Below are 24,325 nucleotides of genomic sequence, written 5' to 3'. Positions count from 1 at the left end.
TGGAATGAAAACTCTTCCGTTTTTTAAACGACCTTACCTGGCAAAAAGGATCCTTGACATTGGATCGGGCCACGATCCTTTTAAAGGGGTAACGCATCTTATGGATATTGATCTACACCAGGGGCATGAGCGTGGTGGAAACGAGATATGCGCGCCCGGAGGAACAAATTTAATTGCCGGTGACGTGCAGGCTATCCCGTTTAAATCAAAGTGTTTTGATTTTGTATACGCTTCCCATATCTTAGAACACGTGAGTTTGCCTGAAACGGCATGCCAGGAAATCATGAGGGTTGGCGTAGCTGGCTACATTGAAACGCCAAGTCCGTTTCTTGAACAAGGGCTAGCCCTGGCGTCGGAGGGCACAAATGAACAGTGGTTTCATAAGTGGTTTGTGTTTTTGAATCCAGACGGAATGCTTGTGTTTGAACCTAAGACGATGGAGACGGTTCAAGAATTCTGTTCGTGTTCAGACGGTCAATTTATGAAAGACTTGTTTGAAATATTAAATTTCAATGAAGCCCAGCATTTCTTCAAAAGGAAAGCCAAAACGACATTCCTGTACTGGAATTCTTTATTTCGTTACGAGGTCCGGAACCGGACGGTGGACTGCAAAAGGGAGGAAAAAACATGCAGGTTTAGGGGCATGAAAGAGGCTGTTCTCGCAAGTTGCAATGATTTTTTTCGCGCGGGTCGTATTTTTCGGTTAAGAAGAAAATTCCCTGATTGCAAAACTGTTTTTCGAAAACACGGGCATAGAACCGCCTTTATTTACTAAATTACAATTAGTTGCGATTCCTACTGTCAGAATATAATGATATCGACGGATTTTTGTCTGTGATAGAGAAGGCGGTTGGCGATGAAAATCTCAGAAGAAAAATGATTTCGGAAGGGTTCGAGAGAATCCAACGAGAAGAAAACTTGACAAAAACAACGATTGTGGGTAATACTAAATTTAAAGTTAAACTATATATTTAGTTAAACTTATTTCAGTAAAAAGGAGGATTTATCATGCCGACAGCTCAGATTTTGGCAAAGGGACAGATCGTGATTCCGAAAGAGTTAAGGGAAAAGGCTCACCTCTCTCAAGGCGATAAGGTAGATGTCAGGTGGACCAAGAAAGGGATTGTCATTTCACCGATAAGGAAAACTCATACTTTGGCGTTTAGAGGTATTGTTAAGGGGAAACTTTCATTGGACGATTTGGAAAGTCTAGATGCAGAAAAATCTTAAAAACTTTGAAGGGAAAGAGGCTATTTTTGTTGATGCCAATATTTTTTTGCACCATGCCTTTGATAGTAACTCTGTCTCGATAGATTTCTTAAACAAGGTAGAATTGTTTAATCTTAAAGTATACACATCTGCCCTGGTGCTTGAGGAAGTCTCTTTCAAGCTTCTGATGCAGTCCGCGTCTAATTTTCTCCATAAGGTTACTATGCCGGGCGTAAAAACGCTTTTACGGGATAGTAAAAAAAGAAAAGAGATTCTTCATCCTGTTGAAGAGTATATGCGCTATATCTTACTGCTTAAAGAATCTGGTATGGGAATTATTGAACTGAAAGACAGTGATATAATCGGAGCCGTTCAACAGGCGCGGGCTTATGGACTTATTACAGCGGATGCCGCTCATCTTGCGGTGATGGAAAGAAAAGGCATACATCACATTGCTACAGCCGATAATGATTTTAAAGCAATACCCTCCCTATGTCTATGGACGCCTCTTGCATAAACTGCCGCTTATTTTTCGGGGTTTTCTATTTTTAGAAGTTTGAGATAAGCATAAGGAGTGCAGGAATAAAACGCTTCGGCATACGCCATCTGTTTTTCCCGGGTGGAAGTAATCCCCCGATAACGGTTTAAAGAGAGGGCCAGGTCGACATAATTAACCGACTCCATCTGACTCTGGCAGATTAAAATTCCCTTCCTTTTAAATTCAACAACATCACTGATGTCAACGATTTGATTCGGAAAGAGGGGGGACCAGACCTCGTAACATCTAATTTCAGCGTTTAATTCCGGAATTCTTTCAAGCGCCTTGGCTAGATGGAGAGCGAGGGCAATATGATCTTTATGCCGGTCGAGATGAAAGGGGGTATAAATAACATCAAATGAATTCTTTTTTAAGAATGACTCAAGGAGTGCCGATATATCAGGGTAATGGGATAGCTGTTCAGGCTGAAAATCGTAAAATTTTGTTTCCTTATAACCCAGAAAGTCCCTGATTGATTCTCCCTCCTTTTTTCTCCTTTCATTCTCCGTTGTAAAGTAAATAACAGTCACAGGAACTCCCAGTTGGCGGTATTGGTATAAAGTACCTCCAAGGCCAATCACATCATCGTCGATATGCGGACAAAGAACAAGAACAGATTTTTCCTGACCCGGTTTTATTATTTTTACAGAGGATTTTTGGAATGAAAACTGGTCTGCATAATATTTAAAGATGTTTTTCCAGTAGAGACGGGGTTGTCTCCAGTTCTTTATCTTATTCCATATCTTCATTCTATTGAACAAGGGCCTTTCGATAAAGCCGGTCAGTCTCTTCTGCCATCCTTTTATAATTAAAAGAAGTTATAATCTTTTTTTTTCCTGTTTCTCCAAGTCTTTTTCTGATTTCCGGGTTTTCATATAAAAAAATGGAATGTTTAATTAAACTTCCCGTGTCTTCGGGAAGGATTAAGTATCCGGTTTTGTCAGGTTCGACAATTTCCGTATTTCCTCCGATGGAGCTGGCAATGACAGGCAAACCTGCGGCCATGGCCTCCATAATAGATAAGGGACACCCTCCTTCCTGATCATAGGAGAGTAAGACAAAAAGGTCCATGCAGGATAAGACATGAGGGACCTGATAAGGCGTTAAATTTCCGGTGAAAATGACACGGTCTTCAACGTTTAATTTTTTTACAGATTTTATTAACTCCGGTAGAAGCGGTCCGGCCCCTCCGATCATCCAGTAGGAATTGGGAATCCTCGCCTTTAACTCGGAAATTGAGTCAATGAGGGTAAAATGGCCTTTCCCCTTCGGGTAATGAATATTGCTGATCATGCCGGTTACAAACGCTTTTTCCGGAAGTCTGTATAAGGCGTTAAACTTTCCATGAGGAATTTGAAAAGGGGCAGGATCTATTCCGTTGTAAATCAAAGAAAGCTTTTCTTTTGGAATGCCTGACTTGTCTAAGACATCTAAGGTAACGCGGGCTGGAGCGATGATTTTTTTAGCTTTTAATCGCGCTAAAGCTTTAGTGTGCCTGGAAAAAGGAGACATTAAGTGACGGGTTAAAACGACCTTTCTGAAGGTTAAAAGACCCGCAAGGAAAACCAGCCAGTAATCTTTTCCGCTGTTCGCGTGGATCAGGTCAATTCGTCGGAATAAAATAAAAAAGATGACTTTCAGAAGGGTCCATAAAAAAAATAGCGGGGAGGGGTTAATATAAAGGTGCGGGGTTTTGCCTAAAGATTTTGCGATCTGGCCGTTTTTTTGGCAACCCACCCAGACCTGAATTCCGTTTTCGATCAACCCTTTCGAGAGAAGTGAAACGTAGGCCTCGGTTCCTCCCCATCCCTTCGTCGAAATGATCAGTAAAATTCTTATGGGTTTCATCCTTTTTTGAAAAATCATCATCCGGTGACCAGCGATAGACTTCGCACCCACTTATTAATCATGTCATTGCGAGCACCGAAGGGTGCGTGGCAATCTTATCGTAAAGTCTTGAGATTGCTTCACTTTGTTCGCAATGACAGCTTTCTAACTCTGTTCTTGGGAATAACGCCCAAATACTTCTTGATTGCCTGGCTTAATTTTGATATACATTGCCCTGAATAGCACAGGCCGATTTAAAGACCTTTTGAAAATCTTTTTCCAATAAAATAAAGCGGATTAAATGACCCAAAAAACCGATTTTTCACATGCTTACGCGGTGATTCTTGCTGGCGGTGTGGGTACCCGCTTTTGGCCGATCAGCAGAGAGCTTTACCCAAAGCAACTTTTAAAAATCGGCGGTGAAACTTCTCTGATCCAGCAGTCGATTGTCAGGATTCAGCGCTTAATTCCACAGAGTCAGATTTCCATTGTAACCAATATCCGTCATCATGAAAGTATCCGCCAGGAACTCGGGTTAATCCATCATCAAAAAACGAACTTTAAAGAGGTCCGTTTTTTGTTGGAACCGGAAGGAAAAAATACCGCTCCGGCAATTGGTCTTGCGGCCCTGTCTCTTCGCCGTAAAGACCCTGACGCCGTGATGATGATCTTAACGGCCGATCATGTGATAAAGGATGAAGATGAGTTTTTAAATAACACTCAACAAGCCCTCGAAATCGCGGAAATGGGGTACCTTGTCACATTTGGAATTTTTCCGACACGGCCTGAGACCGGCTTTGGGTATATTAAGATTTCAGAAAAATCATCGTCCAAAATTAAAAATGGGTTTTTAATCGAGAGGTTTGTTGAAAAACCTGAACGCGCCCGCGCCGAGGAGTATCTTTCTAAAGGAGGATATTTTTGGAACGGCGGCATTTTTGCGTGGAAAGCGGAAGTCATTTTAAATGAAATTGAAAAGTTCCTTCCCGAATTATATAAAAATTTAATCGAAATCGAACCCTTTTTGGAAAAACCTGAAGAGAAAGAAGTTATCAAGACGGTCTATGAAAAGATCAACGGAATATCAATCGACTACGGCGTTCTTGAAAAATCAAAAAAGGGGGTCATGCTTCCGGCAAAAATGGGATGGACCGATGTGGGAAGCTGGAGTTCTCTCGATGAGGTTCTTCCGAAGGATGAGAATAAAAATATTATCTTGGGAAATGTGATTGATATTCGGAGTAAAAACTCCATCATTTACGGAGATAAAAGACTGCTGGCCACGATCGGGTTAGAGGATATGGTTGTTGTGGATACCGCTGACGCAACCCTGGTGTGTCATAAAAAACATGCCCAGGAGGTCAAACAGGTTGTCGAAGAGATCAAAAAGAAAAAATCAGAAGAACACCTGATTCATACGACGGTGAATCGTCCCTGGGGATCTTATACCGTTCTCGAAAAAAATGAGCGCTATAAGATCAAGAGGCTCCTGATTCATCCGGGAGCCAAACTTAGCCTTCAGATGCACCGCCATCGGAGTGAACATTGGGTCGTCGTGTCAGGAACGGCAAAAGTGACCTGTGGAGAAAAAGTTTACGAAATTCATACCAATGAAAGCACCTACATTCCGATGTCAACCTCCCATCGCCTGGAAAACCCCGGAAAGGTCCCCCTTCAGATTATAGAAGTTCAAAACGGGGAATATCTGGGAGAGGATGATATCGTAAGGTTTGATGATGCCTACGGAAGAACTAGCGAACCGTAGGTAAAAAAGCTAGACCATTGAAAAATCTGGCCGTTGAGAAGAGCCCAGGTGCAAGGCCGCAGGAGCGAGGCAACCGGAGTGTACAGAGTCAGTACATGAGGATTGTCGAGCGACGAGAACGCAGCAGATGGGCTCTTATCAACGGATCAGGGAAGGATCAATGATCAATAAGGCTATTTTCAGAGAGTACGATATCAGGGGAGTCTATGACCGTGAATTGACATTGGAAACGGCTCTCCTTCTCGGCAAGGCCATCGGCACGCAATTAAGGAAAAAAAACATCTTGCGAATGACGCTGGGGCGCGATGTCAGAACAAGCTCTGGCGATTTGCATCAGGCTTTGTTAGAAGGTCTTTTGTTTACCGGAGTCCATGTCGTAGACATCGGCGTCTGTCCAACTCCTCTCCTTTATTTTTCTTTATACCATTTAGGCGTTCAGGGCGGTGTGATGATTACGGGGAGTCACAATCCTCCTGAATATAATGGGTTTAAGATTTGCATGGACAGGGATTCCATTTACGGAGACGATATTCAAAATCTTTACCGAATGGTTGAAGCGAAGGAATTCGTTTCCGGCGTAGGCACCTCCTCCTCCGAAGAAATTATTCCCGCTTATATCGAAAATCTGATCTCCCGTTTTCCAGGTCTTAAAGTTAAAAATCCATTGAAGGTCGTCATTGATTCCGGAAATGGAACGGCGGGCCTGGTTGCCCCCGAACTTCTTAAAACGCTGGGTTTCGATTTAGTTGAGCTTTTCAGTGAAGCTGACGGGCGGTTTCCGAATCATCATCCCGATCCCACTGTTGAAAAAAATCTTTCTGATCTTATTAACAGGGTTCAGAAGGAAAAAGCGGACGTCGGAATCGCCTATGACGGTGATGCGGACCGTATAGGGGTGGTTGATGAGCTGGGGAATATTCTTTGGGGCGACAAACTTTTATTGCTCTTTTCAAGGGAGATTCTAAAGCACTCTCCAAAAGCCACCATCATCTCGGAAGTTAAATCGACTCACCTCTTATATGAAGATATTCAACGGAATGGCGGAAACGCCATCATGTGGAAAGCCGGTCATTCGCTGATTAAGGCCAAAATGAAGGAGACTAAAGCCGCTCTCGGGGGAGAAATGAGCGGGCATATCTTTTTCGCGGACCGGTATTTTGGATTCGATGACGCGATTTACGCTTCCTGCCGCCTTCTTGAAATTCTGGTGTCGGGAAAAAAGCCGCTTTCTTCTCTCCTTTCGGATGTTCCAAAAACCTTTGCGACTCCGGAAATTCGCGTAGATTGCCCTGATTCCCTGAAGTTTAAAATTGTCGATCGATTAAAACAAAAGCTGGCGCCTCTTTATAAAGTTTACGATGTCGATGGCGTCCGGGTGTTATTTGACGACGGCTGGGGACTGGTCAGAGCTTCAAATACCCAGCCTGTTCTCGTCTTGCGGTTTGAGGCGACCACGGAAAAAAGGTTAAAAGAGATTCAAGCAGAAATTGAAGGCGTATTAGACGAGGTCAAAAAAAACTTTTAATGTGGTGCGTCTAACGCTTCTTTCCATTAATTCGAAGTCGTCATTCCCGCGAAGCTTGTCCAGCATGCTTTAAGCAGGGAGCGGGAATCCAGGGTATCAAGACTGGATTCCGGGTCAAACCCGGAATGACAAATAACGTAAAGGGATTTATTGAAATGGTCAATGTGCAACAGGGAGATGCCGTTCATTCGGCTGGGGAAGTGAAAAACGTTGTAAACAATTATCAAAGGCTATCGGATTTATACAGCCAGATTATTGTTTCTCAACCCTTTTTTATCAACTGTTATGCCTTATACGACAAGCTGTTGGATAAAATATTAAAAGGCAAGAAGTTCGGAACGCTTCTGGATGTCGGGTGCGGCGGCGGCGTCCAAACCGTTGTCCTGGCGGCTCATGCGGACAAAGTCACGGGAATTGATATTTCCAATGAGTTTGTCGAGGTAGCCAAGAAAAGATGTTCCCATCTCTCAAATGTCCGGTTTCAAATCGAAAATGCCTGTCAGCTCCCTTTTCAAGATAATATTTTTGACGGCATCGTTTCTTATGGAGATGTTTTAAGCCATATTATCGAGGGTTATGAGCTGGCGCTTTCAGAAATGGCAAGAGTCGTCAAACCGGGAGGGTGGATCACCTTTGAGGTGGACAATAAATGGAATATCGGAATGGTTTATGTCCCCCGCGAAATCAAAGAAGCGTTAAAAGTCAAAGAGAAGGGACACGCCACCCGTGAATGGCAGGGGATGTTTTTTAAAACCTTTACCCCTTCTGAGCTGAAGAGACTTTTGAAAAAATTTAATTTAGAAGTCGTAGAATGGCATGGGCACAACATTTTCGCCTCTTTGGTCCCGGACCGGTATTTATTGGAAGAAAAAAGAACCTTTTTGGGGTCGGCAGCTATTTTTCTGGGAAAGATCGATCTTTTCCTTTCGGGAGTTTTCCCTTTTAACCGGTTTGGATTTAATCACATGCTCATTGTAAGGAAAAGAAATTAATAATTAATATCAGCGAGCAAGGCGAGCGAGAGGGGGAGTCTCCCTCCGGCTTTGCCGGTGGAGGGGGCGACGCAAGCCCCTAGGATAGACGAATCATGTCAGAATTTGAACAACAACAACTCGAAAAACTCGAAGAAACGATTCATGAACTGGAGGAAGAAAGAAAAGAACACACTCTGGAAGAAAAAAAAATTTCCTGGATAAAATATGTCGCGTTGAGCACGGCCCTGATCGCCGTCCTGGCCGCAATCGCAACCTTGAAATCCAACATGCACACCAATAACGCGCTTCTGTCAAAAAACTCTTCCATTCTTGCTCAAGCGCGGGCTTCGGATCAATGGGCCTATTATCAGGCAAAAGGGATCAAAGGGATCATCTACGAATCTCAAAAAGAGATGATCGGGGAAATGGCAAAAGGGTCAAAACTGCCCCAAAAATACGAAGAAAAGGTAAAAAAATACAAAGATGAACAGGGAGAAATTAAAACAAAAGCGGAAGAACTCGAAAAGCAGGCGGAGGAAAACAGTAAAAAATCTTCCGAAAACATGGAACATCACCACGGGTTCGCTTTGTCTGAAGTGATGTTTCAAGTGGCCATTGCGCTGTCGTCGGTTGCCGCAATGACCAAACGAAAGGAACTCTGGTTTTTAGGCTTACTCTTATCCGGGCTTGGATTAGTTTACTTCCTGGATGGGTTCTTCCTTTTTATTTAATCTATTTATGAAAAAAGAGAACAGAAGATGAAAAAAATAGAGCGCGCGGTTATCAGTGTTTCAAATAAAACCGGTTTATTGGACTTTTCAAAACAATTAAAAGATTTAGGCGTTGAAATTCTTTCAACGGGTGGAACGGCGAAGTTTCTCCGTGAAAACGGGGTGCAGGTCAAAGATATTTCGGAATTTACCGGTTTTCCTGAAATACTGGACGGTCGGGTAAAGACCCTTCATCCGAAAGTCCATGGCGGACTTCTTGGAAGAAGAGACTTGCCGGCGCATCAAGAACAGATGAAAGAAAACGGGATTCTGCCCATCGATATGGTGGTTGTCAATCTTTATCCTTTTGAATCGACGATTTCAAAACCAAATGTCTCTTTTGAAGAGGCAATTGAAAATATCGACATCGGGGGTCCTGCGATGCTCAGGTCTGCGGCAAAAAATTTTACGGACGTCGCCGTGGTCGTCGATCCTGCTGACTATGAGCGGGTCATCAACGAAATGAAGGAACAGCAGGGAAAGCTGATCGAAGGAACCCTGTACCAGCTGGCAAAAAAAGTATTTCTCCACACCTCTCGTTATGATTCGATGATTGCCGGCTACCTCGAACGGCAATTAAAAAAAGACCCTTCGATGAAGGAAGAGTTCCCCCTTTTCTTGAACCTGTCTTATGAAAAAAACCAGAATTTAAGGTATGGCGAAAATCCCCATCAAAGAGGTGCCTTTTATAAAGACAATCATTCATTGGAACCTTCCGTCGCAAAGGCTTCTTTACTTCATGGAAAAGAGATGTCCTACAATAATTTTCTGGATGCGAACAGTTCCTTTGAATTGGTAAAAGAATACCAGGAGACCTGCGTGGTGATCGTGAAGCATAATAATCCTTGCGGGGTTGCGGTTGGGCCTTCAGCGGCCGAAGCCTACCGTAGAGCCAAGGGAACCGACCCGATATCAGCCTTTGGGGGAGTGATCGCTTTTAATCAACCGGTTGACCTCGAAGCCGCGAAAGAAATCACCTCCACTTTTGTTGAAGTCGTCATCGCCCCCTCTTTTCAGGAAGATGCCCTCTTTGAACTAAAGCGAAAAAAGGATATACGGCTCCTTTCAACAGGTCCCCTTTTAAACGAGCACCAGGATAAATTTGAATTTAAGAAAATTACAGGCGGGTTGCTCTATCAAGACCGGGATCTTGGCATCATTAAAAATATTAAAGAACTTAAAGTCGTCACCAGACGAAAACCCTCTGAAAAAGAATATGCGGCAATGGAATTTGCGTGGAAAGTCTGCAAACATGTGAAATCCAACGCGATTATTTTCGCTTTTGATGGTCAAACGCTTGGAATTGGGGCCGGACAGATGAGCAGAATTGATTCCGTTCAATTGGCGGTGTCAAAAGCCCAAAAACCGTTGTCGGGAGCCGTGATGGCTTCTGATGCCTTTTTCCCTTTCAGAGATGGTTTGGACGCGGCATTTAAGGCGGGGATTCGGGCGGTTATCCAACCCGGAGGCTCGATTAAAGACTCTGAGGTCATTCAAGCCGCCGATGAACACGACATTACGATGGTTTTCACCGGAATGAGGCACTTCCGTCATTGACAGGCTGTTGAAAAAGCTTCATTTGCTTCGTTCTCGTCGCTCGGCAATCCTCACGTACTCATAATGTACGCTCCGGTTACCTCGCTCCTGCGGCCTCGCAACTAAAGCTTTTTGAACAGCCTGAGATAGGTTTGGTATTCTTATGAAGATTTTGGTGGTAGGAAGCGGGGGCCGGGAACATGCGTTGGTTTGGAAAATGGCTCAATCCCCTCTGGTTAAGCGTCTTTACGCGATCCCCGGAAATCCGGGAATGGCTCAATTCGCGGAATGCATTTCAATTCAAGCCGATGATATCGACGCCATCGTTGATTTTGCTTTCCGGGAAAAAATCGATCTTACCGTCGTGGGTCCCGAAATTCCCCTTGCTCTGGGAATTTGCGATCGGTTTGCCGAAAAGGGTTTAAAAATTTTCGGGCCCACCCGGCGCGCCGCAAGAATCGAATCGAGCAAGATTTTTTCCAAAAATCTAATGCTTAAATACCACATTCCCACGGCGAAATCCGAAACCTTTACCGCTCTCAATCCTGCAAGGGAATTCATTAAAAAATCCCTAAAACCTCTTGTCATTAAGGCCGACGGTTTGGCTGGAGGCAAAGGGGTTATTATTGCTCAAACGGAGAGTGAAGCGTTGGAGGCCATTGACTCTTTCATGAACAAAAAAAGTTTGGGAGAAGCGGGGCAGTCTGTTTTAATAGAAGAGTTCCTCGAAGGCGAGGAGCTTTCTTATCTGGTGATTACCGATGGGAAAACCGTTCTTCCTCTTTCCGCCGCGCAAGATCATAAAAAAATATACGACGGTGAAAAAGGGCCGAATACCGGCGGAATGGGGGCATATTCGCCGGTGCCTTCCGTTCAAAACGCGGCGTTTGAAAATTCTATCTTAAATGAAGTGATGATCCCGATGGTCAAGGCTCTGGAGAAGGAGGGCTCTCCCTTCACCGGATTTCTTTATGGCGGACTCATGCTGACAAAGAACGGAATTAAAGTCCTGGAATTTAACGCCCGTTTGGGCGACCCTGAAACTCAAGCGATTTTACCGCTGCTTGAGTCAGATCTCGTTGAAGTCCTGGACGCCGCTCTGGAAAATCGGCTGAATCAGATCCGCTTGAAATGGAGCCAGAAGTCCGCGGTCTGCGTGGTCATTGCGTCTGCGGGTTATCCAGGCCCTCTCAAACCGAAAGTCCCGATTACGGGCCTCGATCGTTTTGAGTCGATAAAAGAACGCTGTATGGTTTTCCACGCCGGAACCGAGTTGAAAAACAATGAATTGCTGGCTTCCGGAGGAAGGATTTTAGGGGTCACAGCGTGGGGCCTTTCTCTTAAGGAGGCGCGAGAGTTTGCCTACGAAGGGGTTTCGAAAATCCAGTTCGAGGGAATGCAATATCGCAAAGATATCGGCTTAAAAAATCAATAACGCCCTGAATTGAGGTTGGAACGACTTGAATCAATTATTGTCCCTGGATCATTCTCTCTTTTTTTCAATTAATAACGGCTGGCAAAACCCTTTTTTCGACTTCCTGATGCCTCTGGCCACGCGGTTGGGTGAAGGTTGGATCCTTGCCCTGATCGTTATTCCGGCTTTATATATCTACGACCGGAAAAATTTTTACAGGCATCTGGTTTTACTTTCAGCCGTTTTATTGGCCACCGGTTTAGTCGGAAGAGTGATCAAGTCTCTGGTTGATCGGCCAAGACCGTTAAAGGAAATGGCTGACCTTATCGACTCGCATCGGGTGGTTCTTCATGTCCTTGGGAAACCCTTGCGGGAATTTTCTTTTCCCTCAGGACATACCTTAACTGCTTTTTCTGCCGCCACCTTTTTAAGTTATCAATACAGACGGTATACGGCGTTTTTCATGTCTGTGGCGTTACTGACAGGCTTGTCCAGAGTTTACGTAGGAGCCCATTTCCCTTCAGATGTCCTGGGAGGAATGATCATGGCGATCAGTATCACTTGGACCATGTGTTATTTAACTCAAAAATATTATGATAAAAAATAAGAGAGGCAACCGGCTTAGCCGGTGCGGAATGCGGGGTTCGGGGGCATCTGGAGGCTCCGAGCTTGCTTTGGAAGCGATTTCACAGCGGACATCTGGTTTTAATCAACCGCATGGGCCCCTGAATAATAATGATGACAAAAAATAAAGACAGGTATTTCTATTATTCATGGTTGATAATCATTTTATCTGCCGTGTCGCGTCTTTTAATGATCGGAAAAGTCGGGTTAGGGGATGATGAAGCCCATTACTGGATGTGGAGTAAAAATCTCGATTGGAGTTATTTTGATCACCCTCCCATGGTTGCCTGGGTCATTGCCTTTTTTACCGCTATCGGCGGAGACCATGAATTTTTCGTTCGGGTCGGAGCCGTCCTCTTGTTTTTAATCACTTCATGGGGCGCTTATTTTTTAGCGGCGGCGCTCAAGGATCAGAAAACCGGGTTTTTTACGGTTGTTTTTCTAAACATTTCGCCCGTCTTTTCTTTTTTAGGATCAGTTTTAATGGTACCGGATGGTCCGTTAGCGGCGGCCTGGGTCCTTTTTCTTATCTTTTTTTACAAAGCTCTGCAAATACCCCATTTTAACAAATACTGGGTTTTGACCGGGATTGCCCTGGGAATCGGCGCTTTAAGCAAATATAACGCGGTCCTTCTTCCCATATCCGCTTTTCTTTATCTTCTCCTTTCGAAACAGAATCGGTTTTGGGTTTTGCGAAAAGAACCCTATATTGCTCTGGGGATCGGGGTGATTTTGTCCCTGCCGGTTGTTTACTGGAATGCCCAAAACCACTGGGCTTCCTTTGGGTTTCAGCTCAATCATGGCATCGGGGAGGACCATTCATTCTCCTCGCAATTGTTTTTTCAGATTTTAGGAGCTCAAATCGGGTATATTTCACCCATCCTTTTTTTTCTGGCATGGATTGCTGTTATTTTAAGCGGGATAAAGGGGATTAAATATCAGGACGAACGTTACCTGTTTTTATTTTGTTTCGCGGCTCCGACGCTTTTTCTATTTAATGGAATCGGCGCTTTTCATAAAATATTACCTCATTGGCCCGCCCTTGGATTTATAACGGCATTTATCGCCCTGGCCCTATGGATCGTGGAAGACCGGCCTAAAATAAAGTTATGGGTCGCGTCGGCCGTTTTGTTAGGAATTTCGCTTACACTCCTTGTTCCGATTCAGGCTCTTTTTATGGTTTTGCCTTATACTAAAAGTTTCACCGCGAAAGTGGATCCGACCAATGACCTGTATGGCTGGCCGGAAGCCGCCAGCCGGGTCAATTTTCTTCAGGCCAAAATGAATTCAAAGGAGGGCCCCACTTTTATTTATTCGAATAAATTCCTGATTGCCGACCAGATAGGTTTTTATACCGGAAAGAGCCGTGGGGTATACTGTTTTAATGAAGATAAATCGCAATATGATTTTTGGGATGACCCCGGGAGTCTTAAAGGTCAAAACGCGATTTTTGTGACCGACAACCGTTACCAGGTTGACCCGGTTGAAAAATTCGGTAAAAATTTTGAGAAAATTGAAAAAGAAGCGCCCATTGATATTTATCGAAAAGGGGTTTTAATCCGGACCTTTTATCTTTACCGGTGTTACGGTTTTAAAGGAATAAAAATTTAAAAAGAAATATTTTTGACGCGGTAGTATATAACGAGTGCCTGGAATGACCGTTTCTCCGACGCCGACGAAGTTATCCTCATTTCTGGACTTTTACATTATGGTAGGATAAACAAACTTCGCCGAAGTCTCCGTTCAGGTCACACCAGGCACTCGAAGACTGCTGGCAGAATAGTTACAAGGAAGACAAATTTCAATGATGAAATTAAATTTAGATTGTGTTTATTACAAAGGCGAAAAGCCCTGCGTTAAAAATCGCCTCTGCGACGGGTGCGATGACTACCTGCCGATGGGTAAACGGATTTTAATCCTGAAACATGCCGCGATGGGAGATGTACTTAGAACGACCCCGATCCTTTACGCGCTTAAACGGAGCTATCCAAACTCCTTTATTACCTGGATGACAGACTCAGCCTCTGCCGACCTGTTAAAATACAATAGGATGATCGACCGGCTTTATATTTATGGAACCGCCGATATGATGCGGCTAACGTGCGAGTCTTTTGACCTGATTCTCTCCCTGGATAAAGAACCCAGGACAGCGGCGCTCGCGATGAAAATCGATGCCAGAGAAAAGCGGGGAATGGGGCTTTCCCCGGAAGGAAATGTTTATTTCTTCAATCCCGAAGCGGAACATTATTTTAAGCTGGGGCTTTCAAATGAATTAAAGTTTTTTGAAAATAAACGGTCTTATCAAGACCTGGTTTGTGAAGCGGTTGGCCTGACTTATCAAAATGATCCCTATGATCTGGAGATACCTGACGCCTCGCGTCAAAAAGCAAAAAAGCTTTTTAACGAGGCGGGACTCGGCGAGAATGACCGGGTCATTGGGTTAAATACCGGCGCCGGAGGTGTTTTTGCCAACAAGAATTGGACCCCTGATCATTATGTCGCGTTAATCAATCAACTCACCCGTGAGTTTCGTCTCAAAATTGTTTTATTGGGGGGCGAACGGGAAAAAGAGCTCAACGATGATCTTCAATCAAGGTCAAAAGAAAAAATTTATAATTTCGGAAGCCAGGCTCTTCTTGACTTTTGCGGCTTGATCGAACGATGCAGTCTGATCATTACCGGGGACACCCTTGGAATGCATCTTGCCATCGGCCTGAAGGTTAAACTCCTGGTCCTGTTTGGACCCACCTGCGCCCAGGAAATTGACCTGTATGGACTGGGAGAAAAAATCGTTTCGACCATTTCCTGCGCCCCCTGCTATAAACAGGTTTGTCCAGAAACGGTTACCTGTATGGATCTGATTTCTGTCGAATCGGTCTACAAATCGATGGTTTCCATCCTGGGTCCTTCTTTTTTTGAGCCTTCAAGGAAAGCATGACAGACCCTGCCATTCCTGTTATGGTGATGATTCCCACCTATAACGAATCAAAAAATATTCTTTCCCTGGTCGATAAACTCCTCTCTGTCGATCCCTCGCTTCATATCGTGGTCGTTGACGATCACTCTCCGGATGGAACCTGGAAACTGGTTGAAACATTAGGCCGGAAAGACTCCCGGATCCACCTCATTCACCGGATCGGGAGAAAAGGCCGCGGAAGCGCCGGAATCGAGGGTTTTCAATATGCCATTTCGAAAAAAGCGGAAACCATTGTCGAAATGGATTCCGATTTTTCGCATAATCCCGTTTATATCCCGTCATTTTTAAAAGAAATCAAACAGGTTGATATCGTCATCGGATCGAGATCAATTCCGGGAGGAGGAGAAACCGGACGGGGGTTCGTTCGCCGCCTCATTACCAAAGGGGCCAATTTTTATATTCGTCTGGTTTTGGGGCTAAAAATAAAGGATTGCACCTCCGGGTATAGAATGTTCAGAATAAAAGTGCTTGAAGAAATTAATCTCGGGTCCCTTATTTCAACCGGCCCGTCGATCGTCCAGGAAATCTTATATAAAGCCTTTCTAAAAGGGTTTTCGATGAAAGAAGTCCCTATCGTTTTTGAAGAAAGAGCGGCGGGAAAATCGACCTTTAATTCGAAGATTATCCTCAATTCTTTGACGATGATTTTAAAATTCAAATTCCGCTACCGTTCCTCTCCGGACCAAACGCCGGCATGAATGTTCAGCTTCTTTTTTCAATTTTTTTTACGCTGATCACGCTGTTTCGTTTTTATTTTTCCGCTTCCTTAAACGTCACACCCGATGAAACTTATTATTGGTACTGGTCTCAGCATCTTGCTTTAAGTTACTTTGACCATCCTCCCATGGTCAGCTATTTGATCAAAATGTCCACCGCTTTGTTTGGAAACCATGCCTGGGCTGTCAGACTTCCGGCTCTCTTAATGGGAATCGGCTCCAGCTATCTTGTCTATCTTCTTTCAAAGGAGATCTTTAGAGACAGAAATGCCGGTCTGTTAAGCGTCGTGGTTCTAAACACGCTTTTACTCTTTTCCGTCAGCATGGTGATTATCACCCCGGATACGCCGCAACTCTTTTTTTGGCTGTTAACGCTTTATTTTTCGTTTCATGCGGTTTACGGCAATAAAACCGTGAATTGGATTTTGACGGGACTGTCGTTTGGCCTGGGCCTTTTGAGTAAATACACCATGATCCTTTACCTCCCCGGGTTCATTTTATTTCTTTTGGTGACACCCCCTTTTCGGCATTATTTAGTCTCCTGGAAACCCTGGGCGGGGTTTGGTTTAGCTCTGTTTGTTTTTTCTCCCGTGATGATTTGGAACTATCAACATCAATGGATTTCTTTCCTTTTCCAAATCCATCATGGAACCGACTCAAGAGAAATGCGCGGGTTTCGGTATCTCTGGGAGTTTTTGGGAAGTCAGGCGGGATTATTTTCTCCCTTTATCTTTTTGGGCTTCTTCTGGGCGTTATTTAAAGCCTTTAAAATCGGGAAAAAGAAAAGTCTCCATCCATTTGCTTTTTTGTTCTGGTCGGTTGTTCCGGTTTTTGTCTTTTTTCTTTATGAAAGCCTTCATACAAAAATTGAGGCCAATTGGGCGGGGTTCGCGCAGGCAGGGTCTATTATCTTGTTGGGCGGCTTTTTAAACCAAAAGATACGGGATCGGCCCGAAAATTCCAAAAAGGTTATTTATGCCGCGATCGGGATCATTTCATTTAGTTTTTTGGTGACGGGTTTCGTTCATCTACAACCTTACTTTAAGCTGATTCCATTGAGCGTAGATCGGGACAGAACCAATGACCTGATCGGATGGGAAGAGCTTCAAAAGATTAAAGCGGCCTTTCCCGAAACCACGAATCTGCCTATCCTGACGACAAGCCACACACTGGCTGGCGAAGCCTCCTTTTATCTCCAGACCCCGGACGTCTACCAGTGGGAATCGCCGCAGCGAATAACGGATCTGACTCAGGCTCATTCCCTTCCCCCGAAAGGGAGCTCCTTTTTATTAATGACCTCCGATGATGACCAATTTTCGCCGGAGGCGAAGTCTTTATTTGCCGAAATCAATCCGATTGCTGATATTCCGGTTTTTTATCCCAAAAGTCCATCGGGGATAAAAATTCGAACCTATCATTTTTTCCTGGCAAAAAACTTTACCGGAATTCCTCAATCGGAAAAAAGATGAGAATGAAAAACAAACTTTTTATTTTCCTGGTTTCCCTCCTGACATTTTTTGTCGTTCGAATCACGACGCTGCCCGTCGGCAATCCGGAGAGCGTCCATCAACAAAATCAGGAAGGATATTATGATTACCAGGGGGTCATTCATTTTCATACGAATTATTCAGGGGACGCCACCGGAACCTTTGAAGAAATTGCCCGGGTCGCCGGACAGCAAAAGGTCGACTTCTTGATCTCCACAGACCACAATACGCTTCGACCCCTTGAAGACAAAAAAGAAGGGTGGTATCAAAATACGCTGGTTCTTGCCGGGGAGGAGCTTTCCTTGCCCGAAGGGTATCTCCTGGCGTTAAACGTGAAGAATGTGACGCGGCTTCCGGGGGAAAAAACTGAAGAGGTGATTTCAGACATCGTAAAACAGGGAGGGCTTCTTTTTATTGCGCATCCCGACCATCCGAAGTGGAAATGGAAAATAGGGGATGATCGGGGGATGACGGGAGAAGAAATTCTCGATTTCGCGGACCAATGGTACACCGCTCAACCCGCGGCCGTTATTTTGAGCCTTCTTTCTTATCCCTTTAATTCTTCTGCCGCGTTTATCCAGCTTTATGAACGGCCCGAAAAAACGCTAAAGGGATGGGACAGGAGAAACGAGAAAAATAAAATGGTCGGAATTTTTGCCCCTGATTTTCATCAGGCTGTCAGAGTATCCGGCAAGGTTAAAATCCCGTTTCCAAAAGCAGAAAAAGTTTTACCCATCGCTCACGACCATGTTCTTTTAAAAAATCCTTTTTCAGGAAATTTTCAAGAGGATAAAAAAGCCCTTTATGAAGCGATTCAAAAAGGGCACCTTTACGTCTCAATGGATATTCTTGAAAATGCCGGGGGCTTTTTATTTTCCGCAAAACAGAATGGCCAAAACGTTTGGATGGGTGATCAGCTTCCGGCGGGACAACCTGCCGTCTTTTCTGTTAAACTGCCTGTGAATCACAAATTCAAAGAGTTGACGACCCGTTTATATCGAAACGGCCGGGAAGTTTCAAATAGCCGGGAAGCCGCTCTTACCTTTGAAACCAAAGAGGCGGGAGAATACCGGGTCGAAGTCGAAGTGGAGATTCCGGCCTTCTGGGGGGGAACGCGAAAAGTGACCTGGATTTACTCTAATCCCATTTATCTCAGGTGATGAAACTGTCAGTGGAACAACTCGATCTTTTTCAAACAAACGAAACCAGACTCCTGAGTTTGGAAAAAGATTTCTCTCTTAAATTAGAGAAAAAAACAAAAATCATTGTCACCCAAAACCGGTCCCATTTAATTACGGTTCAAAAAAAGGGAAATCACGAAGTTCACTTAAGAGTTCAGGAAGTCTTTTTGCATGCCCCTCACGCGGTGTGGGAAGCGATTGGAACGTTTATCCTTTCCCCTACCTTTCAGGCACGAAGAATCATCCGGGATTTCATTGCCCGGAGCAGGCCCGCGCGAGATTCTAAAACTGCGCGTCACCGGTTGAAATTAAACACCCAGGGGGTCTATTATCAATTAAAACCTCTCTTTGACGCCGTCAATATCGAAAATTTCAATCAGGAAATCAATTGCCAGATCACCTGGGGGAGAACTTATTCAAGGAGACGAAGGCGAAGCATTAGTTTCGGGACCTTTGAAAATTTTTCAAACCTGATCAAGATCAATCCGGCGCTTGACGACTCAAAGGTTCCTGAATTTTTTATCAAATATATTTTATATCATGAAATGCTTCATGCAAAATTTGAGGAAAAAAATTCCCGCGAGGCCGGGAGAAAAATTCACCATTCAAAGGAATTTTATGAATGGGAAAGAAAGTTCCCCGATTATGAAAAAGCGATCGAATGGGAAAAGAAAAACATCCGTCTGTTTGTCAAATAGGTAGTGTCACCCGGGAACAGAGATAGGATTTGCAACTCCTTGTCTTGCCTGTCATCGCGAGCGCCCGCAGGGTGCGTGGCGATCTCGGTTCAAGATGGCGAGATTGCTTCGCTTCGCTCGCAATGACAACTTTCTATCTCTTGGGTGTCATTGCGAGGAGTTTTTTTCGACGAAGCAATCTTAAGGATAGATTGCCACGCACCCCAAGGGTGCTCGCAATGACAGCATGGAAGGATTTATGGAATTAGCTTTATATCTTATCGACCCTTCTTCAAGTGAGAAACCCCGAAACGCTGAAAATTTCTCACGGCTGATTGATGCGGCCTTAAAAACGGAGATCCGGGAAATCAATCTTGTTTCAAGGAGAGATTTCAAAACCGAGGCGCCTTATTTAAATCAAATTCCGGAAAAAATGTTTAATCAAAAACGGGGTTTATTGAATAAGATCAATCCTGAAAAATTAAAAAAAAATCATATTCAAACGAATCATTTCGAACTGGGGGACCTTTTAACTTTTCTTGGGAAGAATCTGGAAAAAACTCCCTTTTTCTTCTTTGAAGACGAACCTGACGCATTGGCCTATGACGGGAGCCATTCTATTTTAAAGTTTGCTCAGGTGTCCCGCGAAAAAGAATGCGCGGTGCTGGGGTTAAAACGAATTGCCTTTTCGGAAATTGAGCGATTTGATTTACTGAAAGGGTCTTTAATCACTGAAGGGGAGTATCGAATCAACTCGGCCTTTCGGGCAAATAATCCTTTGCAATCATCCAGTAATCTCGCCCTGACGAAACGGTTTATTTTAAAACCGGCCTTTTTTAAGATGTTAGCGGCGAAAAGCAATCTTGAAAATAGTTTTATCGAGTCGTTGGATCTGTTTGTCAAAACCGGGCCGGTTTACGGTCTATTGCCTTTTGTTCCTTTGAAAATCAGATGACCGACCCTTTTGAAGCCATAAAACTCGCCTTAAAGAAAAACACGCGATCGTTTTACCTGAGTCTGATGATTTTCCCCAACCCGGTCAAGAAGCAGGTTTCCGTTGCTTACCTTTTTTGTAAAATGGCCGATACGATCGTTGATACGGACCTCTTTCCCAAAGAACAGAGGAAAGAAGTTCTGGCCGATTTTTATAAAGTGGTGACAGGCGCAATGGCATTGCCCGCCGTTCAAAGCCTGAGGGATCACTTTGAACCTCTTCAACCGGCTCTCTTTCTCTTCCAACAATTCTCATTAGAAGATCAGAAGCAGATCCTCACTCTGTTCAAACAGGTCACGTTAGGGATGGAAATGGACCTGGAAGGAAAATCCCTTCAAAACGAAGAAGAGCTTGACCGATATTGCTGCCATGTCGCAGGGGCTCCGGGGGTGTTTTTAACCGAACTCTTTTTCCGATATCAATATCTTAAAAAAGAGAAAGAAAAGATGGTCGCGCTTGGCGCCCGGTTAGGAAAAGGGTTACAGCTAATCAACATCCTCCGGGATCAAAGGGAGGATTCTGAAAGAGGGCGGGTTTATCTTCCCGATCCCGAAAGGTCTTCTCATCAAAAAATCATTCAAAAGACCATTGGTTATCTGGACAACGGGCTTGAATATGTGATGAGGGTGCCGAGAAGAGCCTGGAGAATCAGGCTCGGTTCCCTCTGGCCCCTTTTATTTGCCATTAAAACGTTGAAAAGACTTGTGAACTCACCACGAAATCCGTTAGAAAAGATAAAGATCAGCCGGGGGGAGATTTATTTAACGATGCTGTTTTCGGCGGTGATCTTATTCTCTAATTCAGGAATCAGGCGCTATTTCAAAACCCTTAAAAAGGGCATTGATGGTCTCGTAAAAGGTCGTCATTCCCGCGAAAGCGGGAATCCAGAGGTCTAAAAATGAAAATTTTGGTCGTTGGCGCCGGCGCCGTCGGCGGTTATTTTGGAACATTGCTCCATCAAAGCGGAGCCGATATCACCTTTTTGGTTCGTCCGGCGACTGATGAGGTCATCAGGCAAAAGGGATTAACCGTTGAGAGCTACAAGGGGAACATGACCATACAACCCAGGACCGTTCTCGCCCGGGATTTATCTTCGCCATTTGATTTAATTATCCTGTCGGTGAAATGCTATGACCTTGAAACGGTTTTCGAGCAGATTAAACCGGTTGTCTCTTCCGATACGATTTTGTTGACGCTTCAAAATGGGGTAAACACCGAAGAACGTTTAATACAGCAATTTGGAAGCCATAAGGTCATTGGCGGCGTGGCGTTTATTACTTCAAAACTCATCGAGCCAGGGAGGATCGGACATTATAAACGCGGGATCATCACAATAGGGGAGTTAAACGGAGAGAAAACCGAACGCCTTGAAAAGATCCATGAATTACTCGTCCGGGCAAAAATTACAGCCTATGTCACAGATGAAATCATGAAAAAGAAGTGGGAAAAACTCTGCTGGAACGCCACGTTTAATCCCTTATCGATTTTATTTAATGGCCCGGTTGAAAGGGTGTTGGAATCCAAAGGGGCCCTGGATGTCATCCGGCAGGTGATTTCTGAAATCATCGTCGTCGCGAAACAGGTAGCCGGGATAACACTAAACGAAAATATCGCGGAAGAGACCATTTCAAATACTTACGGACTTAAAGAGTACCACACGTCGATGTATGAAGACTGGAAATCAGGAAAAAAGACTGAAAACGACTACCTGAACGGCGATATTTATCAAAAAGGCCTCGCTTTGAATATCCCGGTGCCGATGAATTTTGCCCTTTACCAGGCGGTTAAAGCCCTCACCCTTCCATAAAAAACCATTCCTGAAAAAAAGAACAGCGATAGGATTTGTAACTCCTTGTTTTGCCTGTCATCGCGAGCGCCCGCAGGGTGCGTGGCGATCTCGGTTCACGATGGCGAGATTGCTTCGCTTCGCTCGCAATGACAACTTTCTATCGCTGTTCTTGGGTTTGACATTGGAATTGAATCCCTATATAAAATGTAGTAAAATGTAATACAAATTTGGAGGAGGTCATTATGAGAACAGTCGTTTCTGTAAGTCTTTCAAAGGATTTAGCTGTTGAATTACAAAAAACTGCCAAAGCGGAAGGTAAGTCAAAAAGCGGCGTCATAAAAGAAGCCCTGAGGTCTTATATCTGGGAAAGCAAATTTATGGCACTTAGAAAGAAAATGACCAGAAAAGCCGAAACGAAGGGTATTTTAACCGATGAGGATGTTTTTAAGGCGGTGTCTTGAGGGTTGTATTCGATACCAATGTTTTGCTGGCAGCGTTTTCAACCGAGGGGTTATGCTGGAAGCTTCTCCTAAAAGCAAACCGGAAGGAGTTTTTCTTATATACAAGTCCGTATATTCTAAACGAGTTTAAGAGTAAACTTTCGGGCAAATTCGGCTTTTCCGCTGAAGAAGTGGAGGAGAGTATGAATCTAGTTGCGGAGATTTCCCGGAATATAGATCCCGAAGAAAAAGGCATCCATATCAAAGGCGTCTGCCGGGACAAGAAAGATGATCCTATTCTGGCATGTGGAATTGCCTCAGAAGCAGATTTCCTGGTCACAGGGGATTCAGACCTTTTGATTCTTAAAAAATATAAAGGGATGAAGATTTTTAATTCCAGAGATTTTGAGATTTTGCTAGTGGGTTTTAGTAAGAAATAATCACCCGGCCATTAGATTTGCTCCGTGTATGATCCGTCACGGCATCCCCAGAAATGGGAAGATAACTATCGAAAGAGAAGGAGATAATTCCATGGCACGAAAATACCACCCCTGTTTATTCTGTAAGGGACCCGTGAAAGAGGAGAAAGTAACAGTAGATTACCGTTGGGGGAAAGATTTTATCGTGGTGCTGAAAGATGTTCCCGCGGGTGTATGTGAAGTGATCCCTCCCCCCCTCTTTTAACAAAAGTTAATCAATATTATTTTAAAGTAAATTTTTCATTATTTCCGGGATATTTATTCGGATTGACAAATCAGAGGCGTTTTTTTATATTAGAAACAAATACAATTTAACAAATGCGAGTAGAAATTCGATGAGAAAGTCAAACCTGTCCATAAAAGAAGTTGAGCAGGCAATCCAATCTTTTGCGTTTGAAGCTCAAAAAAAGCTTTTGAAGGATTTACCGAAGCTTTTGAAAATTTCACGGTCCGATCTTGAATTTTTAAAGATGTCGGAATCCGCATTTAGCTTCTGGGAAAATTCCGAAGACCAAATTTATGACAACTTATAGCCAGGGGCAGGTTGTCCTCCTTCTTTTTCCGTTTACCGACCTCACCGCTACAAAACAACGCCCGGCAGTTATCCTCTCTTCAGATTCCTATAACCAATCTCATCAAGATGTGATTCTTGCTGGCATTTATAAAAGGAGAAAAAGTCATGTCGCAGATAAAAACAGAACATCTATATATCGAAAAAGACCTTGAAAGGTATGAGGGAAAGGCTGTTATAAAAAACACCCGAATTCCTGTCGCTTCTATCGTTAATCATTATCGTTCAGGTATGAGTATTGAGGAAATTCTCGAAGGTTATCCTTTGCTCAAGCCTGCCCAGCTTTTTGATGCCTTGAGCTATTATTTTGATAACAAGGAAGAAATCGACATAGAACTTACTTAGATGATAAAGCTCTATCTCGATGAGGATGTTCACAAAAAAATTGCCACCGCCTTGAGATTGAAGGGATATGATGTTATTAGTACCCATGAGGTGCAGAAACAAAGTCTCTCTGATCATCAACAATTAGAATACGCAATTGCTGAAGGAAGGACGATTTTTACGTTTAATGTTGGTGATTTTAATAGACTTCATAAAGAATATATCAAGAGTGGAAGAAATCATTGCGGTATCCTGCTGTCAAAGCAAATGCCGATTGGTGAGACAATTAAACACCTTGTGAAATTTCTATATGCCCATTCATCAGAGGAAATAAGAAACAATATCTTCTGGGTTTAAAATAATCTAATGTAGTGTCCGCTAAATAACTGGACAACTACTTTTTTGTTTTTCTCCTGCGCGGGAGCGTGCAGCCTGGCTGAATCTGTTCCAGGGTTTGGCGGCAGCGTGAGAGTTTTTCAACGATAGATTCCACTGTGGCGGTCCAAAC

Annotated in this window: 27 protein-coding genes; 25 read left to right on the top strand and 2 right to left on the bottom strand. The window is 43.9% G+C overall.

What is annotated here, in order from left to right; genetic code table 11:
- Nucleotides 1-4 precede the first annotated feature (4 nt).
- The 3 genes from HYR79_08810 to HYR79_08800 all read left to right on the top strand — a co-directional run bounded on the left by HYR79_08810 (nucleotide 5) and on the right by HYR79_08800 (nucleotide 1,726).
- Nucleotides 5-775 (top strand): methyltransferase domain-containing protein, encoded by a 771-nt coding sequence (locus HYR79_08810; GenBank protein MBI1821793.1) that lies wholly within the window; start codon nucleotides 5-7, stop codon nucleotides 773-775.
- A 233-nt stretch (nucleotides 776-1,008) separates the two neighbouring features.
- Nucleotides 1,009-1,230: an AbrB/MazE/SpoVT family DNA-binding domain-containing protein gene (locus HYR79_08805; protein ID MBI1821792.1), complete on the top strand. Its 222-nt coding sequence runs from the start codon at nucleotides 1,009-1,011 to the stop codon at nucleotides 1,228-1,230.
- Entirely contained in the window at nucleotides 1,214-1,726 is a 513-nt protein-coding gene (locus HYR79_08800) for a PIN domain-containing protein (GenBank protein MBI1821791.1), read from the top strand. The genes HYR79_08805 and HYR79_08800 overlap by 17 nt, the downstream gene beginning before the upstream one ends.
- Before the next feature lie 8 nt (nucleotides 1,727-1,734).
- Here HYR79_08800 and HYR79_08795 read toward each other — a convergent pair whose 3' ends face one another.
- Both HYR79_08795 and HYR79_08790 read right to left on the bottom strand, forming a co-directional pair.
- A complete protein-coding gene (locus HYR79_08795; GenBank protein ID MBI1821790.1) occupies nucleotides 1,735-2,496 on the bottom strand; it encodes a PIG-L family deacetylase in 762 nt (253 codons plus the stop codon).
- A gap of 1 nt (nucleotide 2,497) precedes the next feature.
- Complete coding sequence (locus tag HYR79_08790) at nucleotides 2,498-3,595, bottom strand: glycosyltransferase family 4 protein (GenBank protein MBI1821789.1); 1,098 nt, start codon at nucleotides 3,593-3,595, stop codon at nucleotides 2,498-2,500.
- 280 nt (nucleotides 3,596-3,875) lie between these two features.
- Between HYR79_08790 and HYR79_08785 the strand changes: the two genes are divergently transcribed.
- From HYR79_08785 to HYR79_08680, 22 genes are all read left to right on the top strand, one after another.
- Complete coding sequence (locus HYR79_08785) at nucleotides 3,876-5,339, top strand: mannose-1-phosphate guanylyltransferase/mannose-6-phosphate isomerase (GenBank protein MBI1821788.1); 1,464 nt, start codon at nucleotides 3,876-3,878, stop codon at nucleotides 5,337-5,339.
- Between the two features lie 127 nt (nucleotides 5,340-5,466).
- Nucleotides 5,467-6,864 (top strand): phosphomannomutase/phosphoglucomutase, encoded by a 1,398-nt coding sequence (locus HYR79_08780; GenBank protein MBI1821787.1) that lies wholly within the window; start codon nucleotides 5,467-5,469, stop codon nucleotides 6,862-6,864.
- 125 nt (nucleotides 6,865-6,989) lie between these two features.
- Entirely contained in the window at nucleotides 6,990-7,856 is an 867-nt protein-coding gene (locus HYR79_08775; GenBank protein MBI1821786.1) for a class I SAM-dependent methyltransferase, read from the top strand.
- Nucleotides 7,857-7,951: 95 nt separating this feature from the next.
- Entirely contained in the window at nucleotides 7,952-8,569 is a 618-nt protein-coding gene (locus HYR79_08770; protein ID MBI1821785.1) for a DUF4337 domain-containing protein, read from the top strand.
- A gap of 27 nt (nucleotides 8,570-8,596) precedes the next feature.
- Nucleotides 8,597-10,165: a bifunctional phosphoribosylaminoimidazolecarboxamide formyltransferase/IMP cyclohydrolase gene (gene purH, locus HYR79_08765; GenBank protein MBI1821784.1), complete on the top strand. Its 1,569-nt coding sequence runs from the start codon at nucleotides 8,597-8,599 to the stop codon at nucleotides 10,163-10,165.
- A gap of 142 nt (nucleotides 10,166-10,307) precedes the next feature.
- Nucleotides 10,308-11,579, top strand: a complete 1,272-nt coding sequence (gene purD, locus HYR79_08760; protein MBI1821783.1) for a phosphoribosylamine--glycine ligase — start codon at nucleotides 10,308-10,310, stop codon at nucleotides 11,577-11,579.
- A 25-nt stretch (nucleotides 11,580-11,604) separates the two neighbouring features.
- On the top strand, nucleotides 11,605-12,165 hold the full coding sequence (locus HYR79_08755; GenBank protein MBI1821782.1) for a phosphatase PAP2 family protein: 561 nt from the start codon (nucleotides 11,605-11,607) through the stop codon (nucleotides 12,163-12,165).
- A gap of 128 nt (nucleotides 12,166-12,293) precedes the next feature.
- The gene (locus HYR79_08750; GenBank protein MBI1821781.1) at nucleotides 12,294-13,793 is read left to right on the top strand and encodes a glycosyltransferase family 39 protein; all 1,500 of its coding nucleotides are present in this window, start codon (nucleotides 12,294-12,296) and stop codon (nucleotides 13,791-13,793) included.
- Nucleotides 13,794-13,986: 193 nt separating this feature from the next.
- The gene (locus HYR79_08745; protein MBI1821780.1) at nucleotides 13,987-15,120 is read left to right on the top strand and encodes a glycosyltransferase family 9 protein; all 1,134 of its coding nucleotides are present in this window, start codon (nucleotides 13,987-13,989) and stop codon (nucleotides 15,118-15,120) included.
- Nucleotides 15,117-15,857 (top strand): polyprenol monophosphomannose synthase, encoded by a 741-nt coding sequence (locus HYR79_08740; protein ID MBI1821779.1) that lies wholly within the window; start codon nucleotides 15,117-15,119, stop codon nucleotides 15,855-15,857. The genes HYR79_08745 and HYR79_08740 overlap by 4 nt, the downstream gene beginning before the upstream one ends.
- The gene (locus tag HYR79_08735) at nucleotides 15,854-17,344 is read left to right on the top strand and encodes a glycosyltransferase family 39 protein (GenBank protein MBI1821778.1); all 1,491 of its coding nucleotides are present in this window, start codon (nucleotides 15,854-15,856) and stop codon (nucleotides 17,342-17,344) included. Before HYR79_08740 ends, HYR79_08735 begins: the two co-directional genes overlap by 4 nt.
- 2 nt (nucleotides 17,345-17,346) lie before the next feature.
- Nucleotides 17,347-18,522 (top strand): PHP domain-containing protein, encoded by a 1,176-nt coding sequence (locus tag HYR79_08730; GenBank protein MBI1821777.1) that lies wholly within the window; start codon nucleotides 17,347-17,349, stop codon nucleotides 18,520-18,522.
- An 11-nt stretch (nucleotides 18,523-18,533) separates the two neighbouring features.
- Complete coding sequence (locus tag HYR79_08725) at nucleotides 18,534-19,241, top strand: M48 family metallopeptidase (protein MBI1821776.1); 708 nt, start codon at nucleotides 18,534-18,536, stop codon at nucleotides 19,239-19,241.
- A 238-nt stretch (nucleotides 19,242-19,479) separates the two neighbouring features.
- A complete protein-coding gene (locus HYR79_08720; protein ID MBI1821775.1) occupies nucleotides 19,480-20,175 on the top strand; it encodes a hypothetical protein in 696 nt (231 codons plus the stop codon).
- Nucleotides 20,172-21,110, top strand: coding sequence for a squalene/phytoene synthase family protein (locus HYR79_08715; protein MBI1821774.1), 939 nt, complete (start codon nucleotides 20,172-20,174; stop codon nucleotides 21,108-21,110). The genes HYR79_08720 and HYR79_08715 overlap by 4 nt, the downstream gene beginning before the upstream one ends.
- Nucleotides 21,111-21,112: 2 nt before the next feature.
- Complete coding sequence (locus HYR79_08710; GenBank protein ID MBI1821773.1) at nucleotides 21,113-22,021, top strand: ketopantoate reductase family protein; 909 nt, start codon at nucleotides 21,113-21,115, stop codon at nucleotides 22,019-22,021.
- A 224-nt stretch (nucleotides 22,022-22,245) separates the two neighbouring features.
- Nucleotides 22,246-22,464 (top strand): ribbon-helix-helix protein, CopG family, encoded by a 219-nt coding sequence (locus HYR79_08705; protein MBI1821772.1) that lies wholly within the window; start codon nucleotides 22,246-22,248, stop codon nucleotides 22,462-22,464.
- Nucleotides 22,461-22,883: a putative toxin-antitoxin system toxin component, PIN family gene (locus HYR79_08700; protein MBI1821771.1), complete on the top strand. Its 423-nt coding sequence runs from the start codon at nucleotides 22,461-22,463 to the stop codon at nucleotides 22,881-22,883. Before HYR79_08705 ends, HYR79_08700 begins: the two co-directional genes overlap by 4 nt.
- 91 nt (nucleotides 22,884-22,974) lie before the next feature.
- Nucleotides 22,975-23,127 (top strand): YgiT-type zinc finger protein, encoded by a 153-nt coding sequence (locus HYR79_08695; protein ID MBI1821770.1) that lies wholly within the window; start codon nucleotides 22,975-22,977, stop codon nucleotides 23,125-23,127.
- 314 nt (nucleotides 23,128-23,441) lie between these two features.
- Complete coding sequence (locus tag HYR79_08690; GenBank protein MBI1821769.1) at nucleotides 23,442-23,648, top strand: type II toxin-antitoxin system PemK/MazF family toxin; 207 nt, start codon at nucleotides 23,442-23,444, stop codon at nucleotides 23,646-23,648.
- Nucleotides 23,602-23,838, top strand: a complete 237-nt coding sequence (locus HYR79_08685) for a DUF433 domain-containing protein (GenBank protein MBI1821768.1) — start codon at nucleotides 23,602-23,604, stop codon at nucleotides 23,836-23,838. The genes HYR79_08690 and HYR79_08685 overlap by 47 nt, the downstream gene beginning before the upstream one ends.
- Nucleotides 23,839-24,174, top strand: a complete 336-nt coding sequence (locus tag HYR79_08680) for a DUF5615 family PIN-like protein (protein ID MBI1821767.1) — start codon at nucleotides 23,839-23,841, stop codon at nucleotides 24,172-24,174.
- Nucleotides 24,175-24,325 lie beyond the last annotated feature (151 nt).

This window comes from Nitrospirota bacterium, assembly GCA_016178585.1.
In the GTDB taxonomy this organism is placed as follows: Bacteria; Nitrospirota; Nitrospiria; order JACQBW01; family JACQBW01; genus JACOTA01.
This window is presented reverse-complemented; position numbering and strand designations above follow the sequence as displayed.